25 protein-coding genes and 1 pseudogene are annotated in these 20,268 nt (G+C 33.3%); 18 read left to right on the top strand and 8 right to left on the bottom strand.

Annotated features, from left to right (window positions below; all coding sequences use genetic code 11):
* The first annotated feature begins 100 nt into the window (after positions 1 to 100).
* From purB to BHU68_RS06720, 10 genes are all read left to right on the top strand, one after another.
* Entirely contained in the window at positions 101 to 1,462 is a 1,362-nt protein-coding gene (gene purB, locus BHU68_RS06760; RefSeq protein ID WP_069470913.1) for an adenylosuccinate lyase, read from the top strand.
* A 60-nt stretch (positions 1,463 to 1,522) separates the two neighbouring features.
* A complete protein-coding gene (locus BHU68_RS06755; protein WP_083234959.1) occupies positions 1,523 to 2,200 on the top strand; it encodes a PIN domain-containing protein in 678 nt (225 codons plus the stop codon).
* A 50-nt stretch (positions 2,201 to 2,250) separates the two neighbouring features.
* A complete protein-coding gene (locus tag BHU68_RS06750) occupies positions 2,251 to 2,514 on the top strand; it encodes a hypothetical protein (protein ID WP_069470912.1) in 264 nt (87 codons plus the stop codon).
* A 26-nt stretch (positions 2,515 to 2,540) separates the two neighbouring features.
* On the top strand, positions 2,541 to 2,966 hold the full coding sequence (locus BHU68_RS06745) for an AAA family ATPase (protein WP_069470911.1): 426 nt from the start codon (positions 2,541 to 2,543) through the stop codon (positions 2,964 to 2,966).
* Positions 2,967 to 3,145: 179 nt separating this feature from the next.
* Positions 3,146 to 3,652 (top strand): hypothetical protein, encoded by a 507-nt coding sequence (locus BHU68_RS16355; RefSeq protein WP_253181144.1) that lies wholly within the window; start codon positions 3,146 to 3,148, stop codon positions 3,650 to 3,652.
* Complete coding sequence (locus BHU68_RS06735) at positions 3,627 to 3,917, top strand: hypothetical protein (RefSeq protein ID WP_069470909.1); 291 nt, start codon at positions 3,627 to 3,629, stop codon at positions 3,915 to 3,917. The genes BHU68_RS16355 and BHU68_RS06735 overlap by 26 nt, the downstream gene beginning before the upstream one ends.
* Positions 3,918 to 4,301: 384 nt before the next feature.
* On the top strand, positions 4,302 to 4,784 hold the full coding sequence (locus BHU68_RS06730) for a cadherin repeat domain-containing protein (protein ID WP_083234957.1): 483 nt from the start codon (positions 4,302 to 4,304) through the stop codon (positions 4,782 to 4,784).
* Between the two features lie 59 nt (positions 4,785 to 4,843).
* The gene (locus tag BHU68_RS06725; protein ID WP_069470907.1) at positions 4,844 to 7,381 is read left to right on the top strand and encodes a leucine-rich repeat domain-containing protein; all 2,538 of its coding nucleotides are present in this window, start codon (positions 4,844 to 4,846) and stop codon (positions 7,379 to 7,381) included.
* A gap of 128 nt (positions 7,382 to 7,509) precedes the next feature.
* Positions 7,510 to 7,656: a hypothetical protein gene (locus BHU68_RS17215; RefSeq protein ID WP_171899557.1), complete on the top strand. Its 147-nt coding sequence runs from the start codon at positions 7,510 to 7,512 to the stop codon at positions 7,654 to 7,656.
* A gap of 165 nt (positions 7,657 to 7,821) precedes the next feature.
* The gene (locus tag BHU68_RS06720; RefSeq protein WP_069470906.1) at positions 7,822 to 8,199 is read left to right on the top strand and encodes a YraN family protein; all 378 of its coding nucleotides are present in this window, start codon (positions 7,822 to 7,824) and stop codon (positions 8,197 to 8,199) included.
* Here BHU68_RS06720 and BHU68_RS06715 read toward each other — a convergent pair.
* Positions 8,196 to 8,642, bottom strand: coding sequence for a hypothetical protein (locus BHU68_RS06715; RefSeq protein ID WP_069470905.1), 447 nt, complete (start codon positions 8,640 to 8,642; stop codon positions 8,196 to 8,198). The two genes, BHU68_RS06720 and BHU68_RS06715, sit on opposite strands and share 4 nt — an antisense overlap.
* 33 nt (positions 8,643 to 8,675) lie before the next feature.
* Here BHU68_RS06715 and rsmA point away from each other — a divergent pair, with 33 nt between their 5' ends.
* The 4 genes from rsmA (at position 8,676) to BHU68_RS18010 (ending at position 12,082) form a co-directional block, all read left to right on the top strand.
* Positions 8,676 to 9,443, top strand: a complete 768-nt coding sequence (gene rsmA / locus BHU68_RS06710) for a 16S rRNA (adenine(1518)-N(6)/adenine(1519)-N(6))-dimethyltransferase RsmA (RefSeq protein WP_069470904.1) — start codon at positions 8,676 to 8,678, stop codon at positions 9,441 to 9,443.
* Positions 9,430 to 10,659, top strand: a complete 1,230-nt coding sequence (locus BHU68_RS06705) for a peptidase U32 family protein (protein ID WP_069470903.1) — start codon at positions 9,430 to 9,432, stop codon at positions 10,657 to 10,659. Before rsmA ends, BHU68_RS06705 begins: the two co-directional genes overlap by 14 nt.
* A complete protein-coding gene (locus tag BHU68_RS06700) occupies positions 10,659 to 11,318 on the top strand; it encodes an alpha/beta hydrolase (RefSeq protein WP_069470902.1) in 660 nt (219 codons plus the stop codon). The genes BHU68_RS06705 and BHU68_RS06700 overlap by 1 nt, the downstream gene beginning before the upstream one ends.
* A gap of 632 nt (positions 11,319 to 11,950) precedes the next feature.
* Positions 11,951 to 12,082 (top strand): hypothetical protein, encoded by a 132-nt coding sequence (locus BHU68_RS18010; RefSeq protein ID WP_256359159.1) that lies wholly within the window; start codon positions 11,951 to 11,953, stop codon positions 12,080 to 12,082.
* Between the two features lie 807 nt (positions 12,083 to 12,889).
* Here the strand turns inward: BHU68_RS18010 and BHU68_RS06695 are convergent.
* The 6 genes and pseudogenes from BHU68_RS06695 to BHU68_RS06670 all read right to left on the bottom strand — a co-directional run bounded on the left by BHU68_RS06695 (position 12,890) and on the right by BHU68_RS06670 (position 16,745).
* Positions 12,890 to 13,279, bottom strand: a complete 390-nt coding sequence (locus BHU68_RS06695; RefSeq protein ID WP_069472928.1) for a GFA family protein — start codon at positions 13,277 to 13,279, stop codon at positions 12,890 to 12,892.
* A 332-nt stretch (positions 13,280 to 13,611) separates the two neighbouring features.
* Positions 13,612 to 14,405, bottom strand: a pseudogene (locus BHU68_RS06690) (PhzF family phenazine biosynthesis protein).
* Positions 14,402 to 14,947: a hypothetical protein gene (locus BHU68_RS06685; protein ID WP_069472927.1), complete on the bottom strand. Its 546-nt coding sequence runs from the start codon at positions 14,945 to 14,947 to the stop codon at positions 14,402 to 14,404. The pseudogene BHU68_RS06690 and the gene BHU68_RS06685 overlap by 4 nt, the downstream one beginning before the upstream one ends.
* A gap of 5 nt (positions 14,948 to 14,952) precedes the next feature.
* Positions 14,953 to 15,990 carry an aldo/keto reductase gene (locus BHU68_RS06680; protein ID WP_069472926.1) on the bottom strand — a complete coding sequence of 346 codons (1,038 nt, stop codon included), beginning with the start codon at positions 15,988 to 15,990 and terminating at the stop codon, positions 14,953 to 14,955.
* A 127-nt stretch (positions 15,991 to 16,117) separates the two neighbouring features.
* Positions 16,118 to 16,390, bottom strand: a complete 273-nt coding sequence (locus tag BHU68_RS06675; RefSeq protein WP_069472925.1) for a DUF4291 family protein — start codon at positions 16,388 to 16,390, stop codon at positions 16,118 to 16,120.
* A gap of 46 nt (positions 16,391 to 16,436) precedes the next feature.
* The gene (locus BHU68_RS06670; RefSeq protein WP_216092630.1) at positions 16,437 to 16,745 is read right to left on the bottom strand and encodes a hypothetical protein; all 309 of its coding nucleotides are present in this window, start codon (positions 16,743 to 16,745) and stop codon (positions 16,437 to 16,439) included.
* Between the two features lie 350 nt (positions 16,746 to 17,095).
* Here BHU68_RS06670 and BHU68_RS06665 point away from each other — a divergent pair, with 350 nt between their 5' ends.
* A complete protein-coding gene (locus tag BHU68_RS06665) occupies positions 17,096 to 17,749 on the top strand; it encodes a hypothetical protein (RefSeq protein WP_069472923.1) in 654 nt (217 codons plus the stop codon).
* A 443-nt stretch (positions 17,750 to 18,192) separates the two neighbouring features.
* Here BHU68_RS06665 and BHU68_RS18310 read toward each other — a convergent pair whose 3' ends face one another.
* Positions 18,193 to 18,369 (bottom strand): DNA alkylation repair protein, encoded by a 177-nt coding sequence (locus tag BHU68_RS18310; protein ID WP_083235045.1) that lies wholly within the window; start codon positions 18,367 to 18,369, stop codon positions 18,193 to 18,195.
* A 681-nt stretch (positions 18,370 to 19,050) separates the two neighbouring features.
* On the opposite strand from BHU68_RS18310, the gene BHU68_RS18005 reads away from it, so the two are divergent.
* From BHU68_RS18005 to BHU68_RS06655, 3 genes are read left to right on the top strand one after another with little or no spacing between them, the layout of a single operon-like run.
* The gene (locus BHU68_RS18005) at positions 19,051 to 19,182 is read left to right on the top strand and encodes a hypothetical protein (protein ID WP_256359159.1); all 132 of its coding nucleotides are present in this window, start codon (positions 19,051 to 19,053) and stop codon (positions 19,180 to 19,182) included.
* On the top strand, positions 19,182 to 19,634 hold the full coding sequence (locus BHU68_RS06660; RefSeq protein WP_069472922.1) for a universal stress protein: 453 nt from the start codon (positions 19,182 to 19,184) through the stop codon (positions 19,632 to 19,634). Before BHU68_RS18005 ends, BHU68_RS06660 begins: the two co-directional genes overlap by 1 nt.
* Positions 19,627 to 19,890 carry a hypothetical protein gene (locus BHU68_RS06655; RefSeq protein WP_069473725.1) on the top strand — a complete coding sequence of 88 codons (264 nt, stop codon included), beginning with the start codon at positions 19,627 to 19,629 and terminating at the stop codon, positions 19,888 to 19,890. The genes BHU68_RS06660 and BHU68_RS06655 overlap by 8 nt, the downstream gene beginning before the upstream one ends.
* Positions 19,891 to 20,268: the final 378 nt, after the last annotated feature.

Below are 20,268 nucleotides of genomic sequence, written 5' to 3'. Positions count from 1 at the left end.
GCGTAGAAGAATTGGTTAATGGTAATCCTTAATAAAATACATCAAATTGTGCAGACTGGCATTACATGAGCTATAATTAATAATTTGGATTTTTATTTATATGGAACTCTCTTCTTTAACAGCTATTTCGCCAATTGACGGACGTTATGCCAGCAAAACCAAAGTATTACGCTCTATTTTTAGCGAATTTGGTTTAATTCGTTATCGAGTTTTGGTTGAAATTCGTTGGTTGCAATTTCTATCAGCACATCCTGATATTGTTGAAGTGCCAGAATTTAGTGCTGATACTACAAAATTCTTAAATGATCTGATTGAAAATTTCTCGGTTGAGGATGCTCAGCGAGTTAAAGCAATTGAACGTACCACTAATCATGATGTTAAGGCTGTTGAATATTTTATTAAGGAAAAAATTGCTGATGTCGCCAGTTTAGCCGCTGTTAGTGAATTTATTCATTTTGCCTGTACTTCTGAAGATATTAATAATTTAGCTCATGCTTTAATGTTGAATGAGGGGCGTAGTAAAGTTGTTTTGCCAAAAATGGACACTTTAATTACTGCATTGAGCGATTTAACCGCAGAATATGCAGAAATTCCAATGTTGTCAAGAACACATGGTCAACCAGCCTCACCAACTACTTTAGGTAAAGAAGTAGCAAATGTAGTATATCGTTTACAACGGCAACGTGATCAAGTTGCAAAAGTGTCATTAATGGGTAAATTTAATGGAGCTGTTGGAAACTATAATGCTCACTTATCCGCCTATCCTAATTTAGATTGGCCAGCAATTGCAGAAAAATTTGTGACGCAACTAGGTTTAGATTTCAATCCATATACCACTCAAATTGAACCACATGATTATATCGCTGAATTATTTGATGGTATGGCGCGTTTTAATACAATTTTAATTGATTATTGCCGTGATACTTGGAGTTATATTTCTTTAGCTTATTTCAAACAAAAAACCATAAAAGGCGAAATAGGCTCATCAACAATGCCTCATAAGGTAAATCCGATTGACTTTGAAAATGCAGAAGGCAATTTAGGAATTGCAAATGCTTTATTTAATCACCTAGCGGCAAAATTACCAATTTCCCGTTGGCAAAGAGACTTAACTGATTCTACAGTGTTACGTAATCTTGGTGTTGCTATAGCGCAAAGCTTGATTGCTTATGAATCAGCCCTAAAAGGAATTAGCAAATTACAAGTAAATCAAGCAGCAATAGAAGCAGATTTAAATAAAACATGGGAAGTGCTAGCAGAACCGATACAAACAGTAATGCGTCGCTATGGAGTAGAACAAGCCTATGAAAAATTAAAAGAATTGACACGTGGGCGTGGAATTGATCAGGAGCGTTTGCAAGCATTTATTAGTAATTTGCCCATTCCAGAAGAAGAAAAAACGCGCTTGTTGGAAATGACTCCTAGTAGTTATATTGGGAATGCTGTTAGTCAGTGTAGGTAGAAAGACCTGACAGGTTTTAAAAACCTGTCAGGTCTAAAACTAATTGTATAAGGAATTGTTATGTTTGAAGAATATAAACCACCTGAATTAGAACAATCTGTATCTGAAGCAACTATACCAGATAAAGATACAGTATTATTAATCGACATTGAAAATTGTCCAACTCAAATTAAACAACTGCAAAGCAATTTAATCACTTTTAGTCAAGTGTTTATTTGTTATGCACAGAATAATTGCCCTAAAATTCCATTAGATTGGTTAAATACTTTAGCAATCGCTATTAATGAGAATAGATTAAAAATCATCAAAATGAAAACTGCAACAAAAAATTCAGCGGATTTTGGCATTTGTTTCTTTTCTGGCATGTTAATGGAGCGTTTACCTAAAGAAACACACTTTATAATTGTATCTAATGATAGTGACTTAGATCATGCTATTGAGTTATTAAAAAGCCAAGGGCGTTCCGCAGAACGCATTGGCAGTGTGAAAAAAAATAATAACACTCTATCAAATATAAATGATGATTCATTGACTACTTATTGTAAATATTTAATAAAACATTCAAAAACCAAACCAGCGAAAAAGGATAGTTTAATGAATAGCATTAAACTTCAATTTAAGGGTATGCCCCATATTGCAAAAAATGTATTTGAAGAACTAATAAATAAATCAATTGTAGATATTATGGAAAATGGAAAAGTCACCTATAATCTGATAAAATTGAAAGAATTTACTTAAACTTTGAACCTTGGAATTTGTAACTACAAGGCTAAGTTAAGGGATATTGCATGAAATTAATAGTTAATGGAACTGTGAACGAGCGTTACGCCTTTGGTGCCATTTGGAAGAATGTAACTTACTATGGTGGTAATGCTAATAATACACCAAAAGTTGCAGGTAATTATATATTAACCAGTCAATTTGGGAAATTAGCTCATAATAAATTAACACTTGAGAATGATAAACGTAGTATAACGACTGAATACACAGCCCCACAAAATTATGAAGGCTGGATAGATTTATTATGTTTCAAATTGCTGATAAGTTTCTAATAGATTATAACGGAGAATAATTAGTGATGAAATGGGATTTTTCTAATATTAGCCCAGAGGGTGATAGTAAACAAATTGAAAAAAGCCTATCGGATTATCTTAACGAACGTTTCCAAGATTTTGCTAATTATTACCAATCTATATTACAAATTTCTATTTCAATAAATTCATCAAATCCTATCGCATCATTTCTATCTTTATTAAGGGCAGTGCGAACAACACCTTATAAACTCTATCTATTTATTGACGAATATGATAATTTCGCCAATGAAGTAATGATGGGCAAACATCAAATCAGCAATAGCCGTTATGATGCTTTAACTTCCGCAGAGAGTTCATTAAAAACTCTGTTTAAAGCAGTTAAATCAGGTTCCAGTGGGCAAGGTTTAGAGCGAGTTTTTATTACTGGTGTTTCTCCGGTTTTCGAGAATCTGAACTTAAATCTCTTTTAAGCAAAATTGTTATACAATGTAAATTATCTAAACAAAAAGAACAAGATGCCTTACATATAATGAAAAGCTTTTATAATGGTTATTGCTTTAACGAAACTATTCAGGAATTTGTTTATAATCCAACATTAGTTCTTTATTTTCTGAAATTTTTTCAGAACAAGTGTAAATTCCCCCGTAAAATGTTGGATAACAATTTGGCTATGGATAGAGGTAAACTTTCTTATGTTTCAAGTTTATTGAATGGTGAATCTGTAATATTTCAGGCTTTAAATGAAAATCCACCATTAAGTCTGTTTGAATTAGTAGATCGTTTTGGTGTTCAAGATATGTTATCTGCTAACAAAGATACTCAATTTATTGTTTCTTTGTTGTATTATTTAGGAATTTTAACTTTAAATGGTGAGACAGAATTAGGAAAATTACGTTTTAAAATCCCTAATTTAGTAGCACGTAAGCTTTATGTTGAGCGGCTATTTGAAATACATTTGACAAAGTCAGAACGTGAACAAACAGGTAAACTTGCTCAAGAGTTTTTTCAAACTGGTGATTTGCAAGCAATCTGCGATTTTATGGAACAACATTATTTCAAAGTTTTTGATAATCGTGATTATAAACTAGCTAATGAATTAACTATAAAAACAGCATTTTTAACCGTTTTGTATGATGATTCGCCCAGAGCGACGTAAATATCCTATTTTTGACTTTATATTAGAACTCAAATATATAAGTTTATCAGAGGTAACAGTCAGCGGCAAAGAACTTAGGGATATGAGTGTTGATAAATTAAAGGCTTTGGCTCTGGTGAAGAAAAATGCCGCTGATGCTAAAAAACAATTGCTTAGTTATAAAACTAGTTTGCAGAATAAATATGGTGATGAATTGAAATTGAAGTTGATTAGTGTTGTGGCTGTGGGGTTTGATCGCTTGGTTTGGGAAATTGTTGGTGAATAGAAACTTGACAGGTTTTTTTTAACCTGTCAGATAGTAACTAATGTTACGCACTAGCATTTTGTCATTACCAAACACCGCCTAGGAATAAATTCCAAGGCTCAAAGCTCAAGTCTGCTGAAGCAGACTATGGAATATTAAATTTATTTAGTTTTACATAAACCTTATTAAAAAAACAGTAATGTAGAATTAAAAACTAATATTTATCATTACATTAGTCTGCTTCAGCAGACTTTAGCTTTGAGCCTTGGAATTTATTCCTAGGCGGTGTTTGGTAATGGCAAAAAGTTTAGTTGTAAGATTGATGATTATATTATCATAATTTATTCACTTATGATAATATATTTCTGATCCTTATTTAATATATTATGACCAGAGTGAGATAATATGTCCAAATATTTTTATCAATTAATAATGTTCCTTACGCTGCTATGGCATTTACAAACTGCCTTTGCAGCGAATAGCCCTCCTGTTTTGGATGCTATAGCCACCCCACAAAGTATTGTTCTTAGTAATACTTTAACTTTTACTGTAACAGCTACTGATTCTGATGGTGATACACTTAATTTTAGTATTGAAAATGCACCCTCTGGTGCAAGTATTAATTCTAGTAGTGGTGTTTTTAGTTGGAAACCCAGCAAAACGGGTTCTTATAGCGCGACTGCTGTAGTAACTGATGATGGTTCACCTTCACAAAATGATAAACAAACATTTAATATAACAGTTAATCCTGCTACATGTCCCACGCAAAGCCAAATTTCAAGTGCAGAATGTGATGCTTTAATTGCTATTTATAATGAAACTGGTGGTCCGAATTGGAGGGATATTTCAAATTGGACTAAAACTAATACTCCAATTGGGAAGGTATAGGTTGTTCTGGCGGGCGCGTTACATCTCTTAATCTATATTATAAAAATCTAACTGGAATTGTGCCTGATTTAAGTGTTTTTACTGCTTTAACATCTCTAAATTTAGAAAATAATCAACTAACTCAAGTTCCTAATTTAAGTGCTTTGACGGCTTTAGAATCTATTAACTTGAAGAGTAACCGGCTCACTCAAATTCCTGATGTAAGTAATTTAATTGCTTTAAAGTCTCTTGAATTATATAACAACCAAATAACGGTGGTTCCTGATTTTAGTAATTTAACTGCTGTACAATATCTTTATTTACAAAATAATCAATTCAGCGGAGATATTCCTAGCTCATTAACCAGCCTAACTAATTTATCATCTTTAGATTTAGGCTACAATAAATTAACTGCATCCAATGCGAATTTAATCGAATTTTTCAAAAGAAAAGACTCTGATTGGAAAAATACTCAAACAGTACCACCAACTAATGTAACAGCTACAGCAATTGATGCTGATACTATCCGCATATCATGGACAACTATTCCTTTTAATTATTATAGTGGACATTATCAAGTCAAATATGCTAATACTTCTGGTGGTCCTTATACTGCTGCTTCTACAAATACTGGAAATAAATATACGAACAATTATAATGTTAATGGTTTAACAGATCAGACAAAATATTATTTTGTGATAGAAACTTATACAGCGGCGCATGGTAGTCAGCAAAATGCTTTAACTAGTTCATTCAGTGCAGAAGTAAATGCGACAACTCCAGAAAAAACAGCAGATTTACAAATAACTCAAACTGATTTATCAGATCCAGTAAATATTGACAATCAGATAACTTATACTTTAACAGTGAAAAACCTTGGTCCAAATGAAGCAACTAATATCAGCATTATTGATACCTTGCCTAGCGGAACTACATTTATAAGTGCAAGCGGCACTGGTTGGACATGTAACGAATCTAGTGGCACAGTAACTTGTACGCTTAATAGTCTATCTATAACTTCAGCGAATTCAATTACAATTAAAGTAACAGCTCTTAGTACGACAGGTGATATTAGTAATAAGGTTGAGATTAGTTCTGATATACTTGATCCTGATACAAGTAATAATAATGTGACTGAAACTACAACTATTGTTACCAATGACAAACCAATCAATACTGTTCCAACAAATCAAACTATAAATGAAGGTTCCACACTGATTTTTTCTACAGAAAATAGTAATCAGCTTGGAATTACAGATAATGATGCTGGAACTAATCCAATTAAAATTAAATTGACAGTGACTAATGGAACAGTTACTTTAAATAAACTTACTGGATTAACATTCACAACTGGCACAGGAACAAATGATGCTAAAATGGTATTCACAGGAACTGTAACAGATATTAATACAGCTTTAGAGGATATTATTTTTATTTCAATTGCTGACTTTTATGGTAATGCAACAATACAAATTGAAGTAAATGATCAAAGCTTAACAGATACAGATACTATCAATATAACAGTCAATCCAGTAAATGACATTCCATCATTCACCAAAGGAGCTGATCCAACTGTTTACACAAATTCCGGAGCGCAAACAATTCCGAATTGGGCAACGAATATATCCGCTGGACCAAGCAATGAAGCATCACAAACTCTAAGTTTTACAGTAACTAATGATAATAATAGAATATTTGCAGTCCAACCTGCAATTGATGCAAATGGAAAATTAAGTTTTACTCCAGCGGCGGCTGGCAGCGCGGTTGTTACAGTAATATTAAGTGATGGTATTGATACATCAGCGGCTCAAACATTTAATATTAAAGTGGATCCAGCTCAAATTTCTGTACCATCGCAACAAACAACATCAGAACCAACAGGTTCCAGTGTTGGAACTAACATCAACTGCACAATAAAAAATGAAGGAACTATAAATGATGCCAAAATAGAACCAAAATGTTCAATTGAAGGCGGAATTCTCACAGGAAAAATCAAAAATGAAGGTACTATAAAAAATGTATCTTTAGGAGAAAATGCAACAATTATTGGTGGCAAACTAGCAGGAACAATTAGCGGCACTCCTAAAAAACCAGCAGTATTGCAACATTTGACAGTAGAACCACAAACCCAATTAACAGATGTTATCATTGCAGATGGTGTAGAAATCCCAACTGATGTTAAGTTAGCTAGTGGCGTGCGTTTCACTAAAACGGAAAATATTCCAGCAGATGTTGATTTAACTGAAACTTTACCTAAAAAAGGAGAAAGCATAGATTTATCCGCTGATCCAGTGCTAGGAGGAGAAGGTATTTTACCAGCAATTAATCGCCTGCAAGAATTTGCGCCACCAGAACTAACAGTTCTTCAACACGACAAAGGTTTTATCTATTTGGATATAGAAACAACACGCTATGCTGTCAATCCAATGAAAGTAAAGCATTTATCAGAAGCAGAAGGTTTGCAACTCGAATCTGGACAAACAGTGCGCTTTAAAACTGATACACAAATAGAGGTATTAGCTTTTCCAGCGGTACAAGATATGTCAACTTTTAAAGAAGCTTTAATTAAAATTAATTTACCAGAAGTAAGTATTAGTATAGCGGCAGAGCAGATTTAGCCTCAAGAATAGTTGATAAAGATACACCAAACGGCTTTATTACCAAAGAAGATGGCAATATAGCCCTAATATTTGAAGATGAAAAAGGAGAAAAACGAGAACAAATACTCTACCCATCCCCAGCAGATATGTCAGCTCTAGGAAAATTTGAAATTGATGGTCAAAAAATTAAAGGGCGTTTAGATTATAAAGTAACAGAAATCCCAGATAGCAATGATGTTATGATTACTTATCCTGATGGAACAGAACAAAGATTGTTTGCTTTGCCTAAATAATTAGTTGAACAAACCTGACAGGTTTTAAAAACCTGTCAGGTTTACTCCAATTCCATGTTGCAAACAAAAATCCCCAGCCTCATCAGTATTGCATGATTTTTTTAGAGATTTATTGTGAATAATAATTTATATTGTATAATAATATACAATGGAAAAAATTAATCAATGATTAACAATTCAATAACAGCAGTTTCTCAAGGGCAATGGGCTGAAAATTTAGCCCATAATTATTTATGTCAACAAGGTTTAAAGCCTATTGAACGTAATTTTCGTTGCAAAACCGGAGAAATCGATCTGATTTTTTTAGATAAAACTATAGTAGCTTTTATAGAAGTGCGTTATCGAAAAAATAGTCGTATCTATGGTGGTAGTTTAGAAAGTATTGATTTTCGTAAACAACAACGTATTATAAAAACCGCTACTTATTATTTGCACACTCATAAATGGGCGCAACAATTTTCTTGTCGTTTTGATGCAGTATTAATTAGTGGTAATACCACCAATCCACAACTATCTTGGATTAGTGATGCTTTTCGTATTTAAATCATCAATTTGACAATTTTAGTTAAAGTTTCATAAGCATAATTCACTGTAATTTTTGATTCCTGCTTTTTTAAAATGTTATAAGCAAAAACTGATATTTGTTGAGCTTCATCTATTAAGTCTTCAGATATAGATAATGTTCTTTCCAATAATTCTAATAATTCTATCGGATTCCAAAATTTTTCATCTTTTTCAAAAGATGCAAATATAAAACTAGTTAAGTTAATAGGAGCTGATGTATCATATAATTTGTTTTTACTCTTCTCTTGCAAATAATATCTAATGAATTGTTCAAATTTTATCCATAATAATAATACAAATAAATCCTCAATATCGCTTTTACTGCGTTCAATTTTGTTTTCGTTTATCCCTGTTACAGCTTGAAAACAAGCTTGAGAAGTCTGATAGGATTCCCAAGTTGATAATAATGGGTTAGTATTCATATTGGTTTATTCTCTTAATATATCTTATAGATTATGAAATATCATAACCCTCGTAAACGTTTTGGTCAAAATTTTCTTCATGATAATTATGTGATTCAAGCAATTATAAGCGCGATTGCGCCTAAATCTAAACAACATATAGTGGAAATTGGACCGGGTATGGGGGCATTAACACATCCTTTGCTTGAGTCTAATTGCCAATTAGATGTGATAGAACTTGATCGTGATTTGATTGAAAATCTCAAAAGCTTAAAAGTAGGTATTTATAATGCTGATGTTTTGAAATTTGATTTTAAGCAATTAATGACTAATGGCTTGCCGCTTAGAATAGTCGGTAATTTACCTTATAATATATCTACACCTTTATTATTTCATTTGCTTAAATATCAACATGATATAATGGATATGACTTTTATGCTACAAAAAGAAGTGGTTGATCGTATGATTGCCGCTCCTTCAAGTTCTGCATATGGACGTTTATCTGTCATGTTGCAATATTATTGCCAAATGGAAAAATTATTTGATGTTAGCCCCGATTCTTTTACACCAGCACCTAAAGTAGATTCTAGTGTAGTGCAATTAATACCTTACTATAAACCGCCAGTTATTGTTAATGATCTGCAATATTTTGCTAAGTTAGTTACTAGCGCATTTGCACAGCGGCGTAAAACTTTACGTAATAACTTAAAACATTTACTTGATATAATAGACATAGAAGCTTTGGGCATCAATCCACAAGCTCGCGCTGAAACTTTAACCTTACAACAATTTGCACTATTAGCCAATCATGAAAAAACCTGAATTATTATCACCAGCCGGCACTCTGAAAAATATGCGTTATGCTTTTGCTTATGGAGCTGATGCTGTTTATGCAGGGCAACCGCGTTATAGTTTGCGAGTACGTCAAAATGATTTTAAGCATTTAGATAATTTAAAAACTGCTATTGATGAAACTCATACATTAGGCAAGAAATTTTTTCTGGCTACTAATTTATTACCTCATAATGCTAAGTTAAAAACCTTTATTGATGATATGGAACCTATCATTGCAATGCAGCCAGATGCTTTAATTATGGCTGATCCCGGGTTAATTATGTTAGTGCGAGAACGTTGGTCTGATGTACCAATTCATTTGTCAGTACAAGCCAATACTATGAATTATGCTGCGGTGAAATTTTGGAAAAATTTTGGTTTAACTCGGATTATTTTATCTAGGGAAATTTCCTTAGATGATGTTGCCGAAATTCGCGAACAATGTCCAGATATTGAATTAGAAGTGTTTATACATGGAGCCTTATGTATAGCTTATTCTGGGCGTTGTCTATTGTCTGGTTATATGAACCATCGTGATGCTAATCAAGGCACTTGTACCAATGCCTGCCGTTGGGAATATAAGGTTCAAGAACCAAAACGCCCAGATGACCCTATGCCAATTATGGAAGATGAAAATGGTACATATATTATGAATTCCAAAGATTTACGTGCGGTTCAGCATGTAGAACAATTAATGGATATAGGCATAGATTGTTTAAAAATTGAAGGGCGAACTAAATCACATTATTACGCTGCACGAACTGCACAAGTCTATCGTCAAGCCATAGACAATAAGGCTGCTGGTAAACCTTTTGATATGAATCTCATGGCTGAACTAGAAAAACTAGCCAATCGCGGCTATACAGAAGGCTTCTTCCGTCGCCATGTACCAGAAGCATATCAAAACTATGAAACTGGCAATTCACTTCACCAGCGTCAACAATTTGTTGGAGAAATTATCAGTCAAGACAAAAATTTGTTAGAAATAGACGTAAAAAATCGTTTTAGCGTAGGAGACCGTTTAGAATTAATGTCAGCCCAAGCTCAGCCAGAATATTTCACGCTGGAACATATTGAAAATAAAAAAGGCGAAAGCATATCAGTAGCCCCGGGATCAGGGCATATTGTGCGAATTCGCAAACCAATCAACAGTGAATTTAAATATGGCTTATTGCTAAGAGAATTGCAAGGCGATGATAAATAATGCAAACAATTATCATAGAACCACCACAAGCAGCTAATGCTAGTATAATTTGGTTACATGGCTTAGGTGATGATGGGCATGGTTTTGAATTTATAGTTACTGAGTTAGCTAAAACGATAAGCGATAGAACACGTTTTATTTTTCCTCATGCTCCTGAACGTAGGATTACTATTAATGGCAATATGGTCATGCGAGGATGGTATGATATTTTAGGATTAGACAAAACCGCTCCTCAAGATGCTAAAGGCATATATGAAGCTGATAAAATCATTTGTGAGTTGATTCAAACAGAAATTAATAAGGGTATTAGTTCAGAAAAAATATTTTTAGCTGGATTTTCTCAAGGAGGAACGATGGCTTTACATACAGGATTACGCTATTCGCAACCGCTTGGTGGAATTATAGCACTTTCTAGTTATTTGCCATTAAACGATACAGTAGAAGATGAAATTCATGCCGCTAATCGTAATATTCCAATATTTATGGCACATGGTATAATTGATAATGTGATTTCCTTAAATTATGCTGAATTAAGTAGGGAAAGATTGAAAAAACTCAATTATGATATTGAATGGCATCAATATTATATGGAACACACAGTTCACCCAGAAGAAATAAATGATATAAGTTCATTCATTACTAATTTTATGGAGATATAAAAATGTCTAAAGAACAAATTAAATCATGAAGTTGAAATAAATATTCAGCGAAGTAGCACAAACTGGATTGAATTCATGTATGAATTATCCCCAATGTCTAGTGATAATTATCATTAAATGATCAAGAAGAAAAACTCTCAGACCTGTCAGGTTTTAAAAACCTGACAGGTCTAAACTTTCTACCTCATGTTACCCATTGCCTTTTTGCCATTACCAAACACCGCCTAGGAATAAATTCCAAGGCTCAAAGCTAAAGTCTGCTTAAGCAGACTAACACAGTGATATAGCTAAGTGGAATAGTCACCTTTAGGTGACTTTAGCTTTGAGCTTGGGGATTTATCCCTAAGCGGTGTTTGGTAATGACATAATATGCTAAAATATGTGTGATAATTTATTTAAACCACAACATTTTGCCTTATGCACCAACAATTTTAACAAATAAAGATAAAACTTAATATAGTTCAAAGACCGTCTAAACTCTCTACTTTTATAGAACCACCACAAGCAGCTAATGCTAGTATAATTTGGTTACATGGTATAATTGATAATGTGATTTCTTTAAATTATGCTGAATTAAGTAGAAATAAATGATATAAGTTCATTCATTACTAATTTTATGGAGATATAAAAAAATGTCTAAAGAACAAATTAAATTTAAACGTGGTTCAGCTTTAACAATCTTTAATACTGATCGTCATGAAGATTGGATGGCATTAGCTTGTTCTTTGCTAATTGCATTAGGCGTATATTTGTTGGTTGATTAATGTCTTAGGTTAAATAATGCGATCACTCAAATTGATTATGGCAATCATTTAGAAGCTGAATTAAAACAGGAAGTTGAAATAAATATTCAGCGCGTAAGTGCTGCCGCAGCAGAACGCAATATTGTAAACAATTATTGGCTAACTTAAACACTCCTTTGTTGGTTATCCCAAATGTCTAGTAAAGATAAAGCATGGGTACGTATAGCAACCCCATTATCAAATAAGCAATTACATGAATTTTGCAGTGATTTATAACTATTATATCGTATAAATCCACTGCTAGAATTCATAGAATGGCGACAAATTGACACTAATACCTATCATATACATTTCAAAAACCTGAGTAATAACCAAGAAATAAACACCACAATCTCAGTAGAAGGCATAAAAACGGCAACCATTTTCAAAATTGAAGCCAATGCGTTAATAATTACTGACGACTATAGCGGCAGCTCCGAGGCAGACTTAGCTGAAGTTGACAAAAGTCTAATCCCTTGGGGCAACGCGATATATAAATACTTACAAAGTTGGCAACGCTGGAAATGGTTTCCATTATACCGGTGGTATATGTGCCGTGTATGGCAAACAATGAAACCATCAGCGCGACGCATTGCTTATATGTTAATTGTGATTAGCTGCTTTAAATTATTGGCTATATGTTTGTTTTTGATTATGTTTTAAGGATTTATAAACCCTAGAACAAATAAATACTGAGCTAGGAATAGTAATAAAAGATGAACTATTTCAGCCATATAGGTTTTCAAGTCCATATTATTCCTCTTATTACTAATAGTTTCCAAATGAATCTTATTCATTGTATTGCTGATTTAATTTTAGCACAGCCTCTTCCCAATTTTGACCATCAAATTTAATTATTTTATAGGATTCTTTTTCTAAATCAAAATCATCTAAACAGCGTACATTGATACTGTACATATCAGGTGCCGCACGAGGATTACTGAAAGGATGAATGCCACATTGCTTGCAAAAGTAATGCTTTGCTTCTTTTGAATCAAACTGATAGAGGGACAAATATTCTTTGCCTTCAAGTAAAGTAAATTGTTCTGGTGTTACGCGATGATGAAGAACACCTTTTTTAGTACAAATTGAGCAATTACAGGATACCACTTTATCGAGATTTGTTGTTACTTTGAACTTGATTTTTTTACAGTGGCAACTGCCGTGATATGTTTTCATGATTTAACCTTTATAACTTATGTTACGCACCAAGCTTTTGTAATAAACCAAACACCGCCTAGAGCTAAAGCTCAAGGCTCATAGCTAAAGTCGGCTAAAGCCGACTAACAAACTTCATTAATAAGCACTAAAAACTATATAGGCTTAATATTAGTCTGCTTTAGCAGACTTAAGCTTTGAGCTTTAGCTCTAGGCGGTGTTTGGTTTTTTACAAAAAGATAGTGCGTAACATCAGTTTATAAATTAAATCTAGGTAGCGTAACCGACCATTTTGTGTGAATTGATTGGATTCTCGGTTTCACTTCGTTTCACCAACCCTACATGGCTGTACCTTAGGCAACATTTTGCCATTTTAGTAAAATTTCACCTTCCATATAAGTAATAGCTTTTCCCCCAATTTCAACCCGATTATTCAATTCAAGATTTCTACAAACCAAACTTCCTCCTCGTTTGGATATTTGTCTAGCTTGTAAATCTGGTTTTGCTAATCTTTTTGACCAATATGGTATCAATGTAGTATGTGCTGATCCTGTTACAGGGTCTTCTGGAATTCCTGCTTGTGGTGCAAAAAAGCGCGATACAAAATCCGTTTCATTGCCTTGTGCAGATACTATAATTCCTCTTGATGGTAGTTTAGATAATATTTCCATATTTGGTGAAACTGAGGCAATAGTTTCTTCGTTTTCTAGTATTGCTAAAAAATCATCCCTACCTTTATATAGTTCTAATGGTTTTTCTCCTAGTCCATTTATAATTTGTTTTGATATTTCAATTTGATGAAGTGTATCAGCAGGAAAGTTTAAATATAAATATTCTTGTTTTTTTTCAACATCTAAAATGCCGCTATTTGATGAAAATGAGATTTTTTCATTGGGACAAAAAGTACATGTGCGGCTGCCAATGTTGCATGTCCACATAAATCAACTTCAACTGTTGGCGTAAACCATCGAATCTTATAAGTTTGATCTTTTTTATAAACAAAAGCTGTTTCTGATAAGTTATTTTCAGCGGCAATTTTTTGCATTATTTCAATAGATAATTCAATTTCATGTATAACTACTGCCGCTGGATTGCCTGAAAATAATTCATCGGCAAAAGCATCTACTTGATATATTGGTAATTTCATTTTTTTTCACCAATTTTATGAATAACCGTGTAGCTACCACCACAACACCATGCACTGAATTCTATTGTGTCAATCGAAAGCCAATTAATTTCTCCATGAACTGCGCTAACTTTACCATTACTAGCTTCAACAATTTCAAACTGTGGATTTTTTCCAGCTAAATAATCTTGTAAGTTAGAAATGGGAATAATATGGTATGGTCCATAATGATCTTGCAGTAATACTACAAAACGATAATCTGGGCTAAAGATATTAAAAGACCAATCACTAAAAAAAAGTTGACCCCTTGGATTAAATGCTAATTTTTCCTTAGTTTTCGGGAATTCAAAATACAATTTATGCACACCAAATGTTAAAGGCATATCTGAGGTTTCTAATTCAATATTTGGATCAACGCCTACCCATAATGCTGAAACTGTATTATCACTTGTTGTTGCCCTAAATAACACCTTTTCAGCAATATCAATCTTCTTGTCGGTTGCATATGTTGAACTTTCCGCAACTAAGGTAACAATCAAAATGATTTTTAAAATAATTTTCATAAGTGCTAAAACGGTGCCGGATAGTCTCGACGAATAGTCTCTATTTCGGTTTTAATGTCATCTGATAAATGCAAATCAATGGCATCAATATTGGTTTTTAGTTGTGTCATATTGGTCGCACCAATAAGCGTTGAGGTAACAAATGGCTGACTATTAACGAAGGCAATCGCCATTTGATTGACATCTAAGTCATTTTCTTTAGCCAGCTTAATATATCGTACAATCGCCGCATCGCTCATGGGTTGGATACGGTGTTCTTTTCGTGTTTCAATGGTTAATCTTGCTCCCTCTGGTCGCGCACCATTTAAGTATTTTCCACTGATCATGCCGCGACATAGTGGTGACCAAGCAAGTAATCCACAGTCCTCATTTAAAGCAATTTCACTTAAGTCAGATTCAAAATGGCGGCAAAGCAAGGAATATTCATTTTGTATTGATACAACTCTTGGCAAATCGTGTTGTTGCGCTAATTGTAGCCATTTGCTAATCCCCCAAGCTGTTTCGTTAGAGAGTCCAAAATGACGGATTTTTCCATATTGAACCAGTGTTTGCAGTGTCTGGAGTACTTCAAGAAAATTATCTGTTTGTTGTTTTATATCAAATCGTGGCGCATAATTCCACGTTTTGCCAAAGTGATAAGAGTCCCGATTAGGCCAATGCAATTGATATAAATCAATATAATCTGTTTGCAATCTTTTTAAGCTGCCTTCAAGTGCTAATAGCAGATTTTTCTTGTTAATCATCTCACCATTTCTGATCCAAGATAAGCCCGGTCCTGCTATTTTTGTGGCAAGAATCACTTTGTCACGAGTTTGGCGTGAGGCGAACCAATTACCAATAATAGTCTCAGTAGTACCATAAGTTTTATCGCTGGGAGGGATGGCATACATTTCAGCGGTATCAAACAAATTAATTCCCTGATTAAGCGCATAATCCATCTGCTCAAAACCTTGCTCTTGAGTATTTTGTAATCCCCACGTCATTGTACCTAAACCAATTCGACTAACCTTTAAATTTGTACGACCAAGTTTTTGATATTTCATAATGTATTTTATTCATGGTATTGCTCATTTAACTTTGCAACAGCCTGTTCCCAATTTTGACCATCAAGGATTGCTGAAAGGATGGATGCCACACTGTTTGCAAAAGTAATGCTTTGCTTCTTTTGAGTCAAACTGATAGAGGGAAAACTATTTCTTGCCCTTCTTTGGTTCCCCATTCGGAACGATACATCATCCAAAGAAAGTTAGTTTTTATCCATGTCATTCTATCAAAATTAAACTGCCCTCCAAAATATCCATTTTGTGCTGCAAAATTTCCTATGCTCGGACCGTATGCTTGATAGACAATAATACTTTCATCATCATGATTAGCAAGGATATTACGCCCACTATCAGGCAATCTTTGTTGTTGTTCTATATATGTATCTGTTTTAAATATCATACACTAAAATATTTATATTATTGTTTACTAAAATGTTTTCTACTAATTATCTAACAGCTTCATAAGGTATTGGAGGAATTTTGTGACTGGTTTTTATATCTCTTTGTCCAATCATATTTGCAACATAAAGCTCTTCTTCTACTTGTATGAAACGTACATTACCTAAATAAAAATCATTTTTTGATTGGTGCCATTTTCTATAATCGGCTTCTGGCTCTGACCATCGTTTTGATATGGCTAAAACAAATCCTTTGCCCCAAGCTCCAATATCATTGCAAATATGGCAAATTATTTTTGTACCTTTAGCTTGGGGAGAGGTTGCATCACCTTTTATATACTTTATTTGATTCATCAATCAAGTTTCCATTTTGTCTAATATTACAGCAAAAAACACATTTTTATTTACTTTTTTCATATCTTGCTCACCACTAGTTAATAGATAATCACATTATATTATAAATGGTATTTATGTAAACATCAATGTCTCTGTAGTAACAGTCAAATAACAACTTGACTTTAATATTAAATACAAGTATCATTGTTTTAGAACGATTATATCGTATAAATCCACTACTACTTTAATAAGTATAAAAAGTTGGCAACGCTCCGATGCTATATGCGCCGTGTATGGCAAGCAATGAAGCCATCAGCGCGACGCATTACTTATATGTTAATCATGATTATGTTTTAAGGAGTTATAAAACAATGTCTTATAGTGATTTTAAAACCCTAGAACAAATAAATACTGAGCTAGGAATAGTAATAAAGGATGAAAATAAGTTATATGTCAATATTGAGCCAGTTAAATTAAGTAATTTATTTGTTGAAATAATGAAAGTAGCTTTTGATCTAGCTATCAAAATAGATACCGAGATGGCAAGACAATCTTTTATAGTAGATAATGTGTTAATGGAATTAAAAAGACATATTGACATAAGCTTTTTTGTCGGTAATGCCTTTAATGTTGATAAAAGCAAAGGCTTAACCGGTAATCCTGACTCTATAATAACTAATAGTGATAACCAGTTATATATAACATCACCAGTTGTGATCTTGGTTGAAGCTAAAAAATCAGATTTAGGAGGTGGCTATGCTCAATGTATAGCGGAAATGGAAGCTGCTAGAATTTTTAATGAGAGAAAAGCTAATAATATTCCTATTATATACGGTGTAGTGACTGATGGGGTAATCTGGCGGTTTATATCCTTACACGATAATATAGCGGTTATAGATAGTTATTTATATAATTTCGGTGATGGTAGTAAAATATTGGGGATACTTAAATATTTTTTGCAAAATTCCCATAACTCCGTAGGGTCGGTTATCACTGATCCTACAGATATTTCACCTTCCATATAAGTAATAGCCTTACCGCCGTGTGTTTTTAATTATCAAGCTTAAACATGGTATAATTGCTGGGGTACAACGCCTGAATGGGTGATATAGCTTTTCATAAAAAGAAAAACTCTCAGACCTGACAGGTTTTTAAAACCTGTCAGGTCTAAAACCCGACAGTTTAAAGTTGACGAAGTACTAGCGATGAGTATCGTTACGATCACAACTTCCAAGGGCAAACTATTTATTCTATACCTATAGATTTCTTGCCATAAAAATTATGATATAATTAATATATCTGCTTGAGAGTTTTAAATAAGGAAAACTTATGAATAATATTGACACTTCCATTACTCATATAACTTCAGAAAATGCAAAGATTTTTGAAGATTTAGGTTTTAATCCACGAGAAGCGGCTAAATGAATGGATAAAAGAGAAAGAGCTTAAACAAAGAGGATGACAAGAATCACAAATTGTTACCATGTTGAGTATAACTGAACAAAAAAATTTTATTTGCATATCTTAACATAGTTCTTGGCATCCAGCCTACCGCTTTATGAATTAAATCTTCTTGATCATTTAGTAACAGTTTTGAAATTTGTAATGTATCCTCGAATTGATTGCTTCTTCTGCTGATCAGCATTAGCTTTAGAAAATTGCTCAATCTAATGATATATTTTTATACTTTTTTACAGAGAACATATGACCTCAATCTTTCAATTGATCAAATGCTACTGCTTTAGTACAACGAATTAGGAAATGAACTAATTTAAAAAAGAAGCTTAACTAACAAGAAATTATAAATAAATAAATTAGCTTATTTCTTAATTCGTTGTACTAAACTCAACTTTTGGCGAAGATATTGGTTTTAATACATGTTTTAATACGCCCCTTCAGGGCTTAATGATATGATATACATCATCCCTAGGCTGATTAGCCTTATTTTTTCAGTTGCTCATTTAATTTGTAGTTACTGTGAACTTGATTTTTTTACAGTGGCAACTACCATGATAGGTTTTCATGATTTAGCCTTTATAAATTAAAATTAGGTAGTAGGGTCGGTGGAGCATCGCGTAACCGACCATTTAGTGTTAATCTAAAATATCAGAATGGTCGGTTATCACCGACCCTACAAGACTTAATATAGTTCAAAGACCTGACAGGTCTAAATTCTCTACTTTTATAGAACCACCACAAGCAGTTAATGCTAGTATAATTTGGTTACATGGTATAATTGATAATGTGATTTCTTTAAATTATGCTGAATTAAGTAGAAATAAATAATATAAGTTCATTCCTTACTAATTTTATGGAGATATAAAAAATGTCTAAAGAACAAATTAAATTTAAACGTGGTTCCGCTTTAACAATCTTTAATACTGATCGTCATGAAGATTGGATGGCATTAGCTTGTTCTTTGCTAATTGCATTAGGCGTATATTTGTTGGTTGATTAATGTCTTATAATAATATTTTACTAGCAAGTCATGGTACACCGGGTGCTTGTGCGGCAGAAGTTGCCGCTTTGAATTTATCGGATAGCGACTTATATCATCTGATAGTGATACCAGATTTTTGGAAAGGTATGATGGGAGATGATTGGTTAAATAATGCGATCACTCAAATTGACTATGGCAATTATTTAGAAGCTGAATTAAAACAGGAAGTTGAAATAAATATTCAGCGAGTAAGTGCTGCCGCAGCAGAACGCAATATTAATTATAATCTGGAATTGCTACAGGGAAAACCAACTGAATGTTTATTAAAAGTAGCAGATTCACACAACTTTGATTTAATTGTAATCGGCTCCACTCGCCCTAAATCTGAAACTGGATTGAATTCACGCATGGATTGTAAGAAAATATTGGCTAACTTATCCATTCCTTTACTGATTATCCCAAATGTCTAGTGAAGATAAAGCATGGGTACGTATAGCAACCCCATTATCAAATAAGCAATTACATGAATTTTGCAGTGATTTAGAACGATTATATCGTATAAATCCACTGCTAGAATTCATAGAATGGCGACAAATTGACACTAATACCTATCATATACATTTCAAAAACCTGAGTAATAACCAAGAAATAAACACCACAATCTCAGTAGAAGGCATTATATCGTATAAATCCACTGCTAGAATTCATAGAATGGCGACAAATTGACACTAATACCTATCATATACATTTCAAAAACCTGAGTAATAACCAAGAAATAAACACCACAATCTCAGTAGAAGGCTTAAAAATTAACTATGAAAGCGGTATAAAAAAGGCAACAATTTTAAAAATTGAAGCCAATGCGTTAATAATTACTGACGACTATAGCGGCAGCTCCGAAGCAGACTTAGCTGAAGTTGACAAAAGTCTAATCCCTTGGGGCAACGCGATATATAAATACTTACAAAGTTGGCAACGCTGGAAATGGTTTCCATTATACCGGTGGTATATGTGCCGTGTATGGCAAACAATGAAACCATCAGCGCGACGCATTGCTTATATGTTAATCGTGATTAGTTGCTTTGAAATATTGGCTATGTGTGT

It is taken from the genome of Candidatus Marithrix sp. Canyon 246 (assembly GCF_001723685.1).
Classification (GTDB): Bacteria; Pseudomonadota; Gammaproteobacteria; order Beggiatoales; family Beggiatoaceae; genus Marithrix.
The sequence above is the reverse complement of the archived record's forward strand: the minus strand, read 5'-3'. Positions and strand labels throughout refer to the sequence as shown.

Bases quoted from the DNA above. Each gene is read 5' to 3' on its own strand.
- purB (WP_069470913.1), top strand. From the start codon at position 101: ATGGAACTCTCTTCTTTAACAGCTATTTCGCCAATTGACGGACGTTAT.
- BHU68_RS06755 (WP_083234959.1), top strand. From the start codon at position 1,523: ATGTTTGAAGAATATAAACCACCTGAATTAGAACAATCTGTATCTGAA.
- BHU68_RS06750 (WP_069470912.1), top strand. From the start codon at position 2,251: ATGAAATTAATAGTTAATGGAACTGTGAACGAGCGTTACGCCTTTGGT.
- BHU68_RS06745 (WP_069470911.1), top strand. From the start codon at position 2,541: ATGAAATGGGATTTTTCTAATATTAGCCCAGAGGGTGATAGTAAACAA.
- BHU68_RS16355 (WP_253181144.1), top strand. From the start codon at position 3,146: ATGTTGGATAACAATTTGGCTATGGATAGAGGTAAACTTTCTTATGTT.
- BHU68_RS06735 (WP_069470909.1), top strand. From the start codon at position 3,627: ATGATGATTCGCCCAGAGCGACGTAAATATCCTATTTTTGACTTTATA.
- BHU68_RS06730 (WP_083234957.1), top strand. From the start codon at position 4,302: ATGTCCAAATATTTTTATCAATTAATAATGTTCCTTACGCTGCTATGG.
- BHU68_RS17215 (WP_171899557.1), top strand. From the start codon at position 7,510: ATGTCAGCTCTAGGAAAATTTGAAATTGATGGTCAAAAAATTAAAGGG.
- BHU68_RS06720 (WP_069470906.1), top strand. From the start codon at position 7,822: ATGATTAACAATTCAATAACAGCAGTTTCTCAAGGGCAATGGGCTGAA.
- BHU68_RS06715 (WP_069470905.1), bottom strand. From the start codon at position 8,642: ATGAATACTAACCCATTATTATCAACTTGGGAATCCTATCAGACTTCT.
- rsmA (WP_069470904.1), top strand. From the start codon at position 8,676: ATGAAATATCATAACCCTCGTAAACGTTTTGGTCAAAATTTTCTTCAT.
- BHU68_RS06705 (WP_069470903.1), top strand. From the start codon at position 9,430: ATGAAAAAACCTGAATTATTATCACCAGCCGGCACTCTGAAAAATATG.
- BHU68_RS06700 (WP_069470902.1), top strand. From the start codon at position 10,659: ATGCAAACAATTATCATAGAACCACCACAAGCAGCTAATGCTAGTATA.
- BHU68_RS18010 (WP_256359159.1), top strand. From the start codon at position 11,951: ATGTCTAAAGAACAAATTAAATTTAAACGTGGTTCAGCTTTAACAATC.
- BHU68_RS06695 (WP_069472928.1), bottom strand. From the start codon at position 13,279: ATGAAAACATATCACGGCAGTTGCCACTGTAAAAAAATCAAGTTCAAA.
- BHU68_RS06685 (WP_069472927.1), bottom strand. From the start codon at position 14,947: ATGAAAATTATTTTAAAAATCATTTTGATTGTTACCTTAGTTGCGGAA.
- BHU68_RS06680 (WP_069472926.1), bottom strand. From the start codon at position 15,990: ATGAAATATCAAAAACTTGGTCGTACAAATTTAAAGGTTAGTCGAATT.
- BHU68_RS06675 (WP_069472925.1), bottom strand. From the start codon at position 16,390: ATGATATTTAAAACAGATACATATATAGAACAACAACAAAGATTGCCT.
- BHU68_RS06665 (WP_069472923.1), top strand. From the start codon at position 17,096: ATGTCTTATAGTGATTTTAAAACCCTAGAACAAATAAATACTGAGCTA.
- BHU68_RS18310 (WP_083235045.1), bottom strand. From the start codon at position 18,369: ATGCTGATCAGCAGAAGAAGCAATCAATTCGAGGATACATTACAAATT.
- BHU68_RS18005 (WP_256359159.1), top strand. From the start codon at position 19,051: ATGTCTAAAGAACAAATTAAATTTAAACGTGGTTCCGCTTTAACAATC.
- BHU68_RS06660 (WP_069472922.1), top strand. From the start codon at position 19,182: ATGTCTTATAATAATATTTTACTAGCAAGTCATGGTACACCGGGTGCT.
- BHU68_RS06655 (WP_069473725.1), top strand. From the start codon at position 19,627: ATGTCTAGTGAAGATAAAGCATGGGTACGTATAGCAACCCCATTATCA.